At 67.4% G+C, this 12632-nt stretch carries 17 protein-coding genes; 9 read left to right on the plus strand and 8 right to left on the minus strand.

Annotated elements, in window-relative coordinates; all coding sequences use genetic code 11:
• The first annotated feature begins 83 nt into the window (after nucleotides 1-83).
• Nucleotides 84-674 carry a DinB family protein gene (locus L942_RS26740; RefSeq protein WP_037365592.1) on the plus strand — a complete coding sequence of 197 codons (591 nt, stop codon included), beginning with the start codon at nucleotides 84-86 and terminating at the stop codon, nucleotides 672-674.
• A gap of 39 nt (nucleotides 675-713) precedes the next feature.
• Complete coding sequence (locus L942_RS26745) at nucleotides 714-1742, plus strand: D-cysteine desulfhydrase family protein (RefSeq protein WP_037365594.1); 1029 nt, start codon at nucleotides 714-716, stop codon at nucleotides 1740-1742.
• Here L942_RS26745 and L942_RS26750 read toward each other — a convergent pair.
• The 4 genes from L942_RS26750 to L942_RS26765 form a co-directional block, all read right to left on the minus strand.
• Nucleotides 1720-2403 (minus strand): DUF998 domain-containing protein, encoded by a 684-nt coding sequence (locus L942_RS26750; protein ID WP_037365596.1) that lies wholly within the window; start codon nucleotides 2401-2403, stop codon nucleotides 1720-1722. The genes L942_RS26745 and L942_RS26750 overlap by 23 nt on opposite strands.
• A gap of 59 nt (nucleotides 2404-2462) precedes the next feature.
• The gene (locus L942_RS26755) at nucleotides 2463-3227 is read right to left on the minus strand and encodes a protein phosphatase 2C domain-containing protein (RefSeq protein WP_037365597.1); all 765 of its coding nucleotides are present in this window, start codon (nucleotides 3225-3227) and stop codon (nucleotides 2463-2465) included.
• 424 nt (nucleotides 3228-3651) lie between these two features.
• Entirely contained in the window at nucleotides 3652-3900 is a 249-nt protein-coding gene (locus tag L942_RS26760; protein WP_162472754.1) for a DUF397 domain-containing protein, read from the minus strand.
• Nucleotides 3901-3904: 4 nt separating this feature from the next.
• On the minus strand, nucleotides 3905-4747 hold the full coding sequence (locus L942_RS26765) for a helix-turn-helix domain-containing protein (protein WP_081655246.1): 843 nt from the start codon (nucleotides 4745-4747) through the stop codon (nucleotides 3905-3907).
• A gap of 111 nt (nucleotides 4748-4858) precedes the next feature.
• Here L942_RS26765 and L942_RS26770 point away from each other — a divergent pair, with 111 nt between their 5' ends.
• Nucleotides 4859-5134, plus strand: a complete 276-nt coding sequence (locus L942_RS26770) for a hypothetical protein (RefSeq protein ID WP_037365599.1) — start codon at nucleotides 4859-4861, stop codon at nucleotides 5132-5134.
• A gap of 99 nt (nucleotides 5135-5233) precedes the next feature.
• Nucleotides 5234-5560 (plus strand): helix-turn-helix domain-containing protein, encoded by a 327-nt coding sequence (locus L942_RS26775; RefSeq protein WP_037365600.1) that lies wholly within the window; start codon nucleotides 5234-5236, stop codon nucleotides 5558-5560.
• Nucleotides 5561-5731: 171 nt separating this feature from the next.
• Here L942_RS26775 and L942_RS26780 read toward each other — a convergent pair whose 3' ends face one another.
• From L942_RS26780 to L942_RS26800, 4 genes are read right to left on the minus strand one after another with little or no spacing between them, the layout of a single operon-like run.
• The gene (locus L942_RS26780) at nucleotides 5732-6370 is read right to left on the minus strand and encodes a hypothetical protein (protein ID WP_051166260.1); all 639 of its coding nucleotides are present in this window, start codon (nucleotides 6368-6370) and stop codon (nucleotides 5732-5734) included.
• Nucleotides 6351-7541 (minus strand): MAB_1171c family putative transporter, encoded by a 1191-nt coding sequence (locus L942_RS26785; RefSeq protein WP_158684542.1) that lies wholly within the window; start codon nucleotides 7539-7541, stop codon nucleotides 6351-6353. The genes L942_RS26780 and L942_RS26785 overlap by 20 nt, the downstream gene beginning before the upstream one ends.
• 1 nt (nucleotide 7542) lies before the next feature.
• Nucleotides 7543-8130 carry a hypothetical protein gene (locus tag L942_RS42195; protein ID WP_051166261.1) on the minus strand — a complete coding sequence of 196 codons (588 nt, stop codon included), beginning with the start codon at nucleotides 8128-8130 and terminating at the stop codon, nucleotides 7543-7545.
• Nucleotides 8130-8567: a hypothetical protein gene (locus tag L942_RS26800; RefSeq protein WP_051166262.1), complete on the minus strand. Its 438-nt coding sequence runs from the start codon at nucleotides 8565-8567 to the stop codon at nucleotides 8130-8132. Before L942_RS26800 ends, L942_RS42195 begins: the two co-directional genes overlap by 1 nt.
• 264 nt (nucleotides 8568-8831) lie before the next feature.
• On the opposite strand from L942_RS26800, the gene L942_RS26805 reads away from it, so the two are divergent.
• From L942_RS26805 to L942_RS26825, 5 genes are all read left to right on the plus strand, one after another.
• Complete coding sequence (locus tag L942_RS26805) at nucleotides 8832-9170, plus strand: hypothetical protein (RefSeq protein ID WP_037365602.1); 339 nt, start codon at nucleotides 8832-8834, stop codon at nucleotides 9168-9170.
• On the plus strand, nucleotides 9167-9595 hold the full coding sequence (locus tag L942_RS26810) for a hypothetical protein (protein ID WP_037365605.1): 429 nt from the start codon (nucleotides 9167-9169) through the stop codon (nucleotides 9593-9595). Before L942_RS26805 ends, L942_RS26810 begins: the two co-directional genes overlap by 4 nt.
• 87 nt (nucleotides 9596-9682) lie before the next feature.
• Nucleotides 9683-10828: a hypothetical protein gene (locus tag L942_RS42200; RefSeq protein ID WP_051166263.1), complete on the plus strand. Its 1146-nt coding sequence runs from the start codon at nucleotides 9683-9685 to the stop codon at nucleotides 10826-10828.
• The gene (locus L942_RS26820) at nucleotides 10825-11415 is read left to right on the plus strand and encodes a hypothetical protein (protein ID WP_037365607.1); all 591 of its coding nucleotides are present in this window, start codon (nucleotides 10825-10827) and stop codon (nucleotides 11413-11415) included. Before L942_RS42200 ends, L942_RS26820 begins: the two co-directional genes overlap by 4 nt.
• A complete protein-coding gene (locus tag L942_RS26825) occupies nucleotides 11412-12395 on the plus strand; it encodes a hypothetical protein (RefSeq protein WP_037365609.1) in 984 nt (327 codons plus the stop codon). The genes L942_RS26820 and L942_RS26825 overlap by 4 nt, the downstream gene beginning before the upstream one ends.
• The last annotated feature ends 237 nt before the right edge of the window (nucleotides 12396-12632 follow it).

The raw sequence follows: 12632 nt of genomic DNA on the forward strand, positions 1-12632 counted from the left end.
GTTCGCTCGAACGAACGTATCACGGCGATCTCCGGAAACGCACCCCTGACCACGGACGGCGAAGTTCGGGCAGGCTGGCAGCCGTGATCGATGACTTCGCGAAGGAGTACCTGCACAGCGACCTGAAAGAGGTCCGGCAGGTGATGCTGCGGAAGCTGGACGGACTGTCCGAATACGCCATTCGCCGCCCGCTGACCTCGACCGGAACCAACCTGCTCGGCCTGGTCAAACACCTGGCGGTAGCCGAGGCCCGGTACTTCGGCGAGGTTTTCGGCCGGCCGTTTCCGGAGCCGGTCCCGCGGTGGGACGACCTGGACCAGCGCGGTCGCGACCTGTGGGCGACCGAGCATGAGACTCGCGCGGAAATCACCAGCCGCTACGAACGGGCTTGCGCGCACTCCGACGTCACTATCGCCGCGCTCGCCATCGATGCGCCCGGACACGTGCCTTGGTGGCCGCGGCCGGACGTGCTGCTGTTCAACGTGCTGGTCCATCTGCTGACCGAAACGAGCCGGCACGCCGGGCACGCCGACATCCTGCGCGAGCAGTTGGACGGCACGGTCGAAGTGGACGCGGACGCCATGGCCAAACGCGGCCAGGACGCCGCTTTCTGGCAAGCCCGGCGGGCCGAAATCGAGCGCGCAGCCGGGGCCGCGGCGGGAAAATCCCCCTAAACTGCTCATCACCAGCCCGGCCAGCGCATCGGAGGATCGATGACGTTCGACTTCGCTCGGTTCCCTTCTTTCGCCGGCTTTCCGCGCGCCGGTCTCCACCACGGCCCGACCCCGCTCGTCCCGGCGCCGCGGCTTGGCGAGGCGCTCGGCATTCCCCGGCTGCTGCTCAAGCGCGACGACGTCCATCCGCTCGGCGTCGGCGGCAACAAGCTGCGCAAACTCGACTTCCACCTCGGCGCGGCGCTCGCCGACGGGGCGGACACCGTGCTCACCTTCGGCGCGGTCCAGACCAACCACGGGCGGCAGACCGCCGCGGCGTGCGCCAAGCTGGGCCTGCGGTGCGAACTGGTGCTGACCGCCGAGGTGCCTCGATCCGGCGACGCTTACGAGCGGTCCGGCAATGTCCCGCTCGACCTGCTTTTCGGCGCGCGGGTGCACATCCGCGCGTCTGGCGCGGAAGCAACTGCGACGTACGAACGGCTGCTCGCCGAAGCCGCGGACGAGGGCCGGAAAGTGCGGACAGTTCCCGTCGGTGGGTCCGACCCACTCGGCGTTCTCGGCTATGTGGATGCCGCTCGGGAACTGGCGGTTCAGCTGGCCGACCTGGGTCTGGACCGCGCTCGCGTCATTGCCCCGCACGCCAGCGGGGCTACCGCGGCTGGGCTCGCGCTCGGCACGGAGTTGCTCGGTGCGCTGGAGCTGGACATCGCCTGCGTCAGCCACCCGCTCAACGAAGCTGTGGACAACTTGGCCCACCTCACCGCCGGGGCCGCGGAGCTGCTTGGGTTCGACCCACCGAAGCTGGAACACGTGTGGCTCAACGACACGACAATCGGCGAGGGATACGGCATTCCGGCGTCGGGAACCTGGGAAGCGATCCGCTTGTTCGGTCGCACGGAAGGGGTGGTGCTCGACCCGGTCTACACCGGAAAAGCCGCCGCCGCCCTGGTGGAATGGGCGGCGGCTGGACGGTATTCGCCGGAGGAGACCGTGGTGTTCGTGCACACCGGCGGGCTTCCCGGATTGTTCGGCTACGCGCCCGAATTCATGGCCGAGGCGCAGAAGTAGCGAGCACCGCGGCGCGAGCGGCCTCGGTCCGCACCGCGATGCGGAGCAGGACCAGCAGCAGGGTGACGTTCGCGATCAGCGTGAGCCGCTGCGTCGCACCCACCGGCAGCACTTCGGTGAGCACGTGGAACGGCTGCACCCCGGCTTCGTCGAGGCGGACGAACAGGAAGCTCAACGCGAACAGCCCGACCGCGGCGAGGCCGAACTTCAGCCAGCGCACCACGAACGCGCGCTCCGCCGTGCCGCGCAACGGTTCCAGCATCGTGATCGCCGCGCCGGGCAGGCTCGCGAACGCGATCAGGCACGAGTACAGGTGGATGTCGCCGCTGAGCGGATTCGGGCTTTGCGGGTAACTGGCCGGGAAAACCGCGGCGACCGCGAGTCCGAGCGCCCACAGCACGAGCAACGCCTTGGTGCTGAACGTCATCGGCACGCCGCCGGCGATCAGCGCGCCGAGCACCGCGAGAGATCCGACGGCCACCGACAGCACGCTCGCCCCGAGCATGCCCTCCCCGCGGTCGGTGATTGTGTAGCTCGAAAGCGTGTCGTAGATCGGATCGTGCGAGCTGATGATGTGCAGCACGGTGATCGTGAACAGCCCCCAGGCGATCGCCGCGAGGGCGGTCAGGCGCCATCCCCGGACGCCTCGTGAGTTCCCCATGCAGCCAGACTGGCGGTTCCGCGGCGTTTCGTGATCAGGGAAAACCCCTGATTCAGCCCCTACCCGGAGAAATCGGCGAGGACGAGCACCTGGTCGTCATGCCGTTTGGCGCGCGGCCAGCGGATCGCGTGCGGATCGTCGTTTTCCGCGGCTCGCACCGCGTCCAGCACTGCTTCCGGGCCCTTGTTTTTGGCTAGCTGCAGCACTTCTGGCCAGGTGAAGAGGCCGTATTCGTCCACTCCGATCGCGACGCCGTCGGTGGCGATGAGGACGGCGTCGACCTCTTCGCGAGGCCAGCTGCGGCGGACCGCTTTGTGTGCCGCGGACGGGTCCGCTTCGGCTACCCAGAAGCCGTCTTCGGCGTTGCGTCTTTGGCGGACGGCTTTCCCGGTTTGCAGGAGGCCGTTGTTGCGCAGGGAAAGCAGGCGGTCGTCGGAGACCACGTCGGTGCCGAACTGTCCAAACGCGACTATCGGGCTGTCGGCCAGGACGAGGGCTTCGATCGCGGAGTCGTTCCAGCGGAGGATGGAGACCGTGCTGGAGGGGGAGTTGCCCGGGGTGAGGTGGTGGGTTTTGGCTACCTCGGCGATTGCTGTTGCCAGGGTGGTGCTGAGGTCTTCTTGGGGGCGGGCGTTCAGTTCGTGGGCCAGTTGGTCGCGGAGGAGGTGTGCGTACCAGCCGCCTGGGGGGAGGGCGGGGCTCGGGGAGGTGGCGCCGTCCAGGACCAGGATGGAGTGGTCCAGGAGGGCGAGCTGGTCTTCAGTGGGGCGGGGGTGGCCGTCGGAACCGACACCGGCTCGCTCGGCGGTCGAAATCTCGGGCACTGGTCGACTGTAGCTCGGAGGGGTGGGGGCGGCGGCTCGTCGCCTGGCGGCGACATTGCGCCCTCCGGCGTCTGTGGGGCACCCCGAAGCCTGATTGTGCTGACGGGCGGTGGGTGCTTGTCAAGGCGGGAAATGTCAAATTGTGTCTGACGCACCCAAAGCAAGTTGAGACGTTTTAGCAGGTCAGAGACTAGACGAGGTTCGCAAAGTCGCCGCACTCGTCAGGCCTTTAGGCCAACCGAGTAGCAGAGCGGCATTTGACCATTACGTTCTGCTACCGCAGCCGCTGTCGCCTCCGCACCTGGGTTGCCCAAGAGGCCGAGTGGGGTCCTGAAGGCTCCTTCGGACTGGTTCACGTGCGTACCGATACAGCGCAACGAAGGCCCCGTCGACACAGACGGGGCCTTCGCTCATGCCCCCTCAGTCAGCCGAATTCCGGGGGAGCCGGAAGCTGCTCGTCATCCTGCTGATGTTCGCCGCCGCTCCTAATCCCATCAAGCAAGCACTGCCAGCCCTCGCGCGGGAGCGTTAGATAGCCGCCCTGCGGGTCCTTTGAGTCGCGCACGCTCACGACATCGTCATGAAACGCGATCTCCACACAGTTGGCCTCGCCGCCCGAGCTGTAGCTTGACTTCCGCCACTCGGCTTTGTCCGGATCGAACGCCACTGTCACCTACCTACCTCAACGTTGCCCGTGCCTCCGCCAGCAGTTGAAGTGTCCCATGCTCGCCCAGAGCATTGACGACCAGCGAGTCGAAGGTGAGCTGGTAGACGTTGACCTGCGACTGATCCGGACGACACTCGCCGCGCATGAGGTCTTCCAAGTACACCCACTTGGACTTCTGGCCGCCGATCTTCAGCGTGAGCAGCACAAAGCCCGTTCCGAGCGCTGCGTGCGCGCCGACGTCGTCCGGCAGGATCTGCAAGGTCACGTGCGGAAGCGCGGCCACCTCTTCCAGGTGCGCTAGTTGTTCGTCGAGCACCGCGGCACCGCCAACCTTGCGGCGAGTGGCCGCCTCGCCGAGCACTAGGTGCACGCGAGGCGCATTCGTCCGCTGAAGCAGCTCGCCGCGACGCACTCGGGCTGCCACGACTTCGGGTACGTCAGCGGGCGCGATAACCGGTGAAGTCGAGACCACCGCTCGCGCATACGCCTCGGTCTGAAACAGGCCGGGGATGACGGCTTCCTGGTGGAATGCCAGCGACGTCGCTTCCCGCTCCAGGCCAACGTACTGCCGAGCCCAGTCCGCAACCTTGCCGTAGCTGCTCCTGCGCCGGGCAAGCGCCGCCGTGGCCCGGATGCGCTCAGCTGCCTCCTCTGAAGCTCCGTAGAGGTCTAGTAGCTGGTCGACGTCGTCCGCCTTCTGCGTCCGGGTTCCATCCTCTGACCGGTAGAACTTCTGCAAGTTCCATCCGGTGCGTTCCGCGACAGCCGGGCCGTCCAGGCCGGCGGCTTCGCGCAATTCGCGTAGTTCCCGGGCGAGTAGAACGCGGGCCGATGTCGGGTCCGGCTGGGTCATGATCCAGAGGTTACAACTCGCGATAGGGGCAGCAATCTGCGACTACCAACTTGGAGTCCAAGTTGGTAACGTATGCTCGTCGATACCTTCCGTCAGGAAAGCGGGGCCGGAATGGACACGAGCATCACGGGCACGCTGCCCGCCGAAGACGTGATCTACGCCGTGCACCACTGGGCGAAGGACGGCAAGAACCATCGGTTCGAGCGAGCCCAGTTCGAGCCGGGCGCGGAGACGTTCTGGCCGAAGTGCATGTCCGGATTGCAGCTGCCGCAGCGCATGGCGTTCGTGGACGAGCTGTCCGAGGAACTGGGGCCGGACCGCGACACGAGCAACGACGATCCCGCGTGCTTCCGCGCCGAGCCGCGTCACCGGAAGCGGGCGTGGTGAGCATGGGCCACTGGATCCGGTACGACGGCACCGAGATCGTCACCGACCCCGACACCGGCGAGATCATCGCCGACGAGACCGAAGAACAGGGCACGACGAGTGAGCGAGCACGACCTGGAGCACCAAACGGAACTGCTGCCGAAGATCGTGGGCAGCGCGATCCGCGAAGCCCGGGTGGCCAAGAAGTGGGGCGTCCGTGAGCTTGCCCGGCGGATCGGCGTCTCCCCGGGGGCCATCCCTGTGTGGGAGCGGGGTCAGCGCACGCCTAGCCCGCTGGTCGTCGCGCTCATCTTCGGCAAGCTCGGCGTCGCCGATGACGAGCAGGAACGGATCTTGAACCTGGCGCTCGTGTACCGGCTCCGCAAGATCTTGTCCACCTATCCGATCTGCACCTGCGGGACCTGTCACAACGACCCCGCTGTCTAGAACTCCCGGCCGCCGTGCCGTGACCTCTGGGCACGGCACGGCGGCCGGGCTCCAAGCCACCTCCGGGCGGGGGGCATCACGCTCAAGCGGAACAGCGGTCGCTGACGCCTTCCCTCCATGGAATGAGCGCTACTTGGGCGTTACGACAACTGATTGGCGCCTGAGCCTCAGTTAGATTAGAGCGACGAGCCAAAGGTATCCGCCCCCGCCAACCACAATGCCGCTCGCGGCACCGATCGTCACCTGTGCGGCGGTGTGGTCTTCCAGTTCGACACGCGACCAGCAAACCCATGCCACAGCAAGGAAAAGCAAGGCAAGCCACGGGCCGTAGACCTTGATCAGCATCACCGTCGCGCCCGCCGCGACGATCGCGTGCATCGAGATCTTGAACTTCAGGCCGAAGGTCACAGCCAGCGCGATGACCAGGCAAGCCAGTTCGGCGGCAGCGAGCGCAATCATCTCGTCGGGCGCGTTGCCGACCAGTAGCACGACGAACCCGAGCGCAAGAGAACCGATGCACGCGGCGAACGGCACGAGCCGACCGGCACGGTTGGTGACGTGGTGGCTGTCCCACTTTCCCCGCTTTGCGCCGCGCACGATGACCGCCATGGGGATCAGGGAACCCGTGACCCCGACGATCAGTCCCCACAGCACAGCCTCGCCGAGCTGGTGTCCGGTGACCTGCCATGCCACAGCCAGCGGCAGGCCGAGTACCCACACCCAGGGTGCAAGCACCTCCGTCGCGACTCGGGCGAAGCGCTGGCGAGTGTTGCGGGAAGCCGCGATTTCCTCAGGCGGGACGGATGACACGGCGCTGGGGCTCCTCGGTGTTGGATGCTGTTCTGGTCAGCCGGGCGTAGGCGTTCGCGACGTGCGCGACCCATGCTGATTCTTCGCGGTAGTCGGCCGTGTCAGCGCTGGGAAATGGTAGCGGCCTGTCCGAGCTGGCGGGGTTCTTGCTGTTCAGTGCGGTGGCGATGGTCACGGCTTGAGCGACCGCGGAGGGCGGGATTTCGCCGTGGCCGGCGTCTTGCTCGGCCGAGGCGAGCGCGGCCTGGTACACCGCCGGGTCGAGGTAGGGCTGGAGCGGTCCGACAAGGACGTCGTTGATCTCGGTCAGGCGCTGCCGGATTCGGTCGGTGATGTCGGCTCGCCGGGTGGGCTTGGCGTCGAACTTCGCTTCCGGTGCATACGTGATCAGGTCCTGCCAGAGGGGCTCCAGGTCCCGGTGGTTGCGCCGCAGCTGGTTGCGCGGGCCGATCGCGGGGACCGTCACACCTGCCATGAGCAGCAGGATCCCCGCCGTCGTCAGCGCTCGGCTGACGCCGGTGTTGCCGAGTTCGGCCCACGGCGGGTTGAGCCCGAAGCTGACGGCGAGCGAATAGAGCGCCTTGTGCACGACGAACGCCAGTCCGCAGATGCCTCCCCAACGCAGCAGCCGCAGGCCGGTCCGGAGGTACCCGCGCGGCAGATCCTTGGCGTGGCGGCCGACCCAGACCACGTCGAACATCGCCAGGCCAAGGTACAGCTCGAACACGGCGAGGTAGGCGACAACGAAAGCGTGATCGCCCTCACTCGCGGTGATGCCAGGCAAGCTGCCGCGCAGCGGTCCGAGCAGATACAGAAGGCCGAGGGCAAGCTGGGCGACGACGAGGATTCGCCGACGCGACCGGATCTTCTGCGGGACGGTGTCCGCCGGGTGGGCGAGGTAGAGCACGAACAACTGGAGGAAGTACGCGGCGCCCAGAGTCAGGACATGGACGATGTAATTCGGCAGCGTCGGGATGCCGAACAGCCAGTCGTGCGGGCCGTAGTCCGTGCCGAGGACCAGGGCTAGGTCCAACGCCGCCAGCGCTTTGACCATGGCGAGCAAGCCAGGGGTACGGGATCGTTGCCACGATCGCGCCCAATAGAGCAGGGCCGCGGTGACGGCGAGCCAGGTCAGGATTTGCTGAACCTGGGCAGCTGCCAGGATGGGCACTTCAGTCCTCCAGCAGGCGGTAGCGCGCGGCGGGTGTGTCGCCGGTCGCGGACAGGTTGGGGCGTGCCTGGCGTTCGACCAGGTACGCGAAGGTTTCGGCGGCTTGTTCCTGGCTTTCGTCGTACCCACCACCGGCACGCTTGAGCACGGCGGCGGCCGCGCCGGACGCCGGGGTGCTTCCCCCCGCCAGGCCCGACGGAACTGGCTCGCCGACGTGCCTGCACGAGATGTGTCCCAGCTCGTGCAGGATGATGTGCTGCTGGTGAGACGGCGTCGTGTCGGGCCGGTAGAACACGTAATCGGCTCGTTCGTCGGCGATCCAAACCCCGTAGGGCAGCGGCCCGTCGCTGGTGCGGAACTCCGACATGATGTAAGCCGGATAGGGAAGGATCTTGATCGGTCGGCCTCGCAGCGCGGCCAGCTTCTCCGTCAGGTTCTCGAGAGCCATGGCGGCCGGGAGGTCCATCGCGCCGACCAGTTTCCGTACCTCATCGGGCCGTGTCACGGGGTGCGCCCCGCTCGGCAGATCCTCCGGCGGCTTCCGCCGAAACAGGTTCGGCAGGCAGCTCCGCTTGACGCGCTTGGTCATCAGTGCTTGAACCCCCCGCTTTCCAGTTCGCTCACGTGCTCGGCTAAAGCCTCGATGAGCGTGCGCGCCTGGTCTGATATGCCGGGCAAACCAGCGCGCAGCAGGACCGCTTGACCCCGGCGTTGCACGGGAACCTCCAGCGGCCGGGTGTGCCGGTCGATCCGGTCGCACCACTCAGCGTGCACTGCCGGGTCGAGGAAAAATCCTGCGGGAACTCCGAAAAAACTGGCCAGCGCGCGAACGACGCTCGCGCGCGGATCGGTCTTCTTCCCGTTCCGCAGCAGCGACACGTAGCTGTAGGACGAGTCCGCCGCACCCGCGGCCCTCAACGCCTGGGCGACGTCGCGGTCGCTGTACGGCTTGCCGTCATCGCGCTTGCACCTGTCGAACAGGAATCTGAGCGCTTCCGTGAACGACACTTCGCTTCCCTCGGCCATGATCGGCCCCCTTGTTTACATGCGTAAGCATTTTCGACAGTGTTCTACGTTTTTGGTTGACAAACGTCGACACGGCCACGTTATTGTCGGCTCGTCAGGCTGTCAACCAGCAGGAACACTCTCGAAAATCTGTTTACGTTCATTAACAATCACTCGATCGAAACCCGGGTTCACCGTCGAACCAGGGCTGATCGTGCTGCGCTGCCAAAGATCCACATCGCGGGAACTTTGTCAGGCGTTAACCTTCGCTTGGGAGCACCTTCGGTGAAAGAGAACAGACTCAATTCGCTTGCGCTCGCCTCTGACCAGGACATAAGGGAGCCGCTCGACTCGTTCGCGCGCTTCGTCGGGACCCTGCGCCGGATCAAGGGCAAGCAGGCGAAGCTGACCCAGCAGCGCAAGGACGTCGAGACCGTCCTGAAGGCGGCGCTCCTTGGTGCCGGTGCCACGATCGGCACCGTCAACGGCGTGCCTGTCGTCTCCTACTCCAGCTCGACGCGGATCGCGCTCGACCAGGGCCGCCTGAAGCGCGAGCGCCCGGACGTGGCCGAGGAGTTCAGCGACATTTCGGAGGTCTGGACGTTCCGGCTTCTGACCGCGTGACCGTGGTTCCGTTCGCCGAGCTGGTGACGCTGGCCAAGGCGACCATCGCCGAGGCAGGCCATGCCAGCTCGGCCGGAACGGGCGAGACTGCGGCGACCATCGCGGCCTTGCTGACGGCAGAGCCGCGGAACGAGGCGCCCGTGCTGGCGATCGTGACTGTCGTTGTGCGGGACGCGCTCGCCGACCCGATGCGCGAGACGTTCGCGAACAGGTGGCGTCCGTTGCTCCCGGCATGGGTGCAGCCGCAACTCGTCGGCGCGACAGTGAACCGGCTCCGCGCGGCCGGGCTCCTGGTCCCGACCGGCCGTTACGTCCGTTCCACCGACACGGCAGGCCGCAACGGCGGAAAGCTCCAGCCGGTCTACGCCCTGGACGCCGCCGCTCTGCACGACCGCCCGCCGACCGAAAAGCCGACATCCGGCTGAAACCCGCCTACCTCAGCAGCCCGCGCAGCGAACCCGCCTGCCGGGCTTGCCGCCATGCCCATCTTCTGACGTGTAGGGATTCGACTCTTGGCACGCGACCACGCCCGCATCAACCTGAGCATCTGGCATGACGAGGAGTTCATCAACCTTTCCCTCGCCGCAAAACTTCTTTATCTGCAACTGGTTTCACAGCCGCGACTGTCCTACGCGGGAGTGCTCGACCTGGCGGCCAAACGCTGGGCGCGACCGCACCCGGACCTCAGCCTGACCGAGATCCGCGCAGCACTGTCCGAGTTGGACGCTGCGCGGTTCGTGGTGATCGACCAGGAGACCGAGGAGCTGCTAGTCCGCTCGTTCGTTCGGAATGACGAGCTGTTCAAGCAGCCCAACGTACTTCGCAGCGCGCTGCGCGTTGCGTTCGACATCGAGTCTCCGATTCTGCGCGCCGCGCTCGCGACCGAGCTTCGGCGGCTGCCCGTTGAGATCACCGGTCCTGCCCCCAGCGCGACGGCCGATGCCCTGGAGGCTGGAGCGCGCGAGATGCCGCCGGAGGTCAAGGCGGCGCTGAGCGTCCGCGGATCGGCCCGCACGTCGCCCTCGGCCCGTCCGAAGGCCGCGCCCGCGAAGGGTTCGGGCAAGCCTTCGCCCACGGCCCGGGGAGAAGGGAGTAGGGAGCGGGCGACCGGAGAACCCTCTCTTCCGTTGCGTAGCAAGAAAGTGGGGTCTCCCGCGCGCGCCGCGCGTGATGCCAGCTCACCCGAACGCGCGCAAGGTGAAGCCGGTCACGACCGAGGACGCTCGGACAGGCAGTTGCGCCGGGAGGAGGCTGAGCGCCTGGTGGACTTCTACGCCGAGTCGCTGCCTGACCGGGTGCGCGCCCAGCTGGTGGCCGAGGTGATTCCCCTGCTGCGGGAAGGCATTTCGTCCGCCGTCGTGGGTTCGGGACTGGCGGCCTGGTCGTCCAAGGCGCTGCCGGTCAGTTTCCTGGCCATGCTGGTGGGAGAGCGGATGCGCGCGGCTCGCGTCGCGGGCACCGACGCGAAAAAGAGGGCTCGGGACGCGGAGATGGTGGAACGGTTCGAGGGTCTTCGCGCCTCTGCGATCGCCGAGGACGAACAGCACGGCGTCGGGATGGCCGTCCGGCAGGCGCGGCCCCGGCACGCCGACGCCGACCAGCTGACCGCGATCCTGGACGACGCCCTGACCGCGACCGAGGGCGGGCTGGCGGCATGACGACCACGATCTACCCCGTCATGAGCCGCAGTGACATGCGCGGCCTGCTGATGCGCCATACCGAAGCCCACGTGACCGACGCGTTGGTGACGTCGTGGCTGTCCGGCCTGGCCGGGTACAGCCTCGCTGAATGCCACGCGGCGATGACCGCGATGGGCACCGGTGCACGGCGCGCGACACCGGCGGACGTCGCCGGGAGCTGCGACGCGGCTCGCGACCGAGCCGCCGCGTCCGGCCCGGAAACGCCGGCCTTTTCCGCGACGGCGGACGCCCTGCCCCGTCCGAGCCGCAGCGCGAAGGATCGCGATTACCACCGGCAAGCCGGAATGCGCGGCATTCGCGCGGCCTATGAACTGATGGGCTGGAAGCGCAACGCCGACCACGATCTTGCCCGCAGTGTGGCGTGCCCGTTCTGCAAGGCCAAGGCGTGGGTCGTCTGCGGACCGCTGTCCCGCAACCGCGCCGGGCACCGGGAGCCGCGGGACAAGCTCACGCGGATGCACCCGTCCCGCCTGGAGCGCGCCCGCGCAGCAGCCGCTCGCCAGGCAGCCAGCACTCAGCAGCATGCGAAGGAGAACGCTCGATGACGACCCGTGCCGACGAGGGCTCAGAGGTTCGGTGCCTGCTCGGCTGCCGCACGCGCACCGGCGAGGCGTTCCGCGCCCAGCAGGGTTACCGCACGTGCGATCCGTGCGCGGACGAACTGCGCGCCGACATCCAGGAACTGGCGCGCCTGTACCCGGAGCTGATCCGGGCCGCCGTGCCGGGCGGTAATTCGGCCGGCGGGCGGGTCTCGCCCGGCTACGGCCCCCGTTCACCGGCCCGGGACACCGTGCTGGCTCTGACCGATCGCCGGACCCGCGCTGAGGACGAGGGAGACCCGCACTCGGTGCTGGAGATCCTGTCGAGCTGGGCCGACAACGTCCGCAAGGACACCGGCCACGGCCTGCCGGACGCAACGGCGCGACGCGAGGGTCAGCTGCTGGTCAGCTGGCTGGAATTCACCGCTCACCAGCCGTGGGCGGGCAAGCTGGACACCTCGCTGGAACAGTTGCGCGAGGAGATCGCCGAGCAGCTCGGCCTGTCCCCGCGCACGGTGCGCGGGGAAACGGCGTTCCTGGTCGAATGGTTCGACTACGTCACCCGGCAATACTGGGTCGGCGACTTCGCCGACGAGGTGCGGACGCTGCTCGCGTCGGTGCGCACGGCGACCGGGACGGCCGAGTCAAGCCTGCCTGTCGGCACCTGCCCAGCCCCGGACGAAACGACCGGGCAGCCGTGCGGAACCCGCTTGCGTGTGCGTGCCGACGCGGACCGGATCATCTGCCCTCGATGCCGCACCCGGTGGCCGCGCGATCGATGGGACGAATTGAGCGACGCGCAAGGGACTCCGGTGTCGGACGTCGCGGCACTCTCAGCCTGGCTGACCGTCCCGGCCGGAACCCTTCGGCGCTGGCGCAGCGAGGACGGCTGGATCAACCACGGGTCACGACGACGCCCGTTGTACGAACGGAATGCGGTGCTGGAATCCTGGCAGCGCCGTCGCGGTGCGCTACTGGCCAGCTGAGCGGGGTGCGGGACCGGCGACCGCCCCGAAGGGTGGCTAGAACCCGCCGGTCCCGCGTGCTCCACCGTGATCAAACGGAAGGGCACCGCCAGTATATGGGGCGGGTCACACAAGCCCCTACACGCTTCCAGTTGTCGTGAATTTCGGATAGTATTGTTCTTGTTGGGAGCGGACCTAGTACTCCAGCTGTAGTTCGTGATCGGGTGCTGGTTGTTGGTGTCGCTGCTGGTAGTGGCT

This window comes from Amycolatopsis orientalis DSM 43388 (assembly GCF_000411975.1).
Classification (GTDB): domain Bacteria; phylum Actinomycetota; class Actinomycetes; order Mycobacteriales; family Pseudonocardiaceae; genus Amycolatopsis; species Amycolatopsis orientalis_D.

Bases quoted from the DNA above. Each gene is read 5' to 3' on its own strand.
- L942_RS26800 (WP_051166262.1), bottom strand. From the start codon at position 8,567: ATGGCCGAGGGAAGCGAAGTGTCGTTCACGGAAGCGCTCAGATTCCTG.
- L942_RS26765 (WP_081655246.1), bottom strand. From the start codon at position 4,747: ATGACCCAGCCGGACCCGACATCGGCCCGCGTTCTACTCGCCCGGGAA.
- L942_RS26770 (WP_037365599.1), top strand. From the start codon at position 4,859: ATGGACACGAGCATCACGGGCACGCTGCCCGCCGAAGACGTGATCTAC.
- L942_RS26750 (WP_037365596.1), bottom strand. From the start codon at position 2,403: ATGGGGAACTCACGAGGCGTCCGGGGATGGCGCCTGACCGCCCTCGCG.
- L942_RS26825 (WP_037365609.1), top strand. From the start codon at position 11,412: ATGACGACCCGTGCCGACGAGGGCTCAGAGGTTCGGTGCCTGCTCGGC.
- L942_RS26745 (WP_037365594.1), top strand. From the start codon at position 714: ATGACGTTCGACTTCGCTCGGTTCCCTTCTTTCGCCGGCTTTCCGCGC.
- L942_RS42195 (WP_051166261.1), bottom strand. From the start codon at position 8,130: ATGACCAAGCGCGTCAAGCGGAGCTGCCTGCCGAACCTGTTTCGGCGG.
- L942_RS26820 (WP_037365607.1), top strand. From the start codon at position 10,825: ATGACGACCACGATCTACCCCGTCATGAGCCGCAGTGACATGCGCGGC.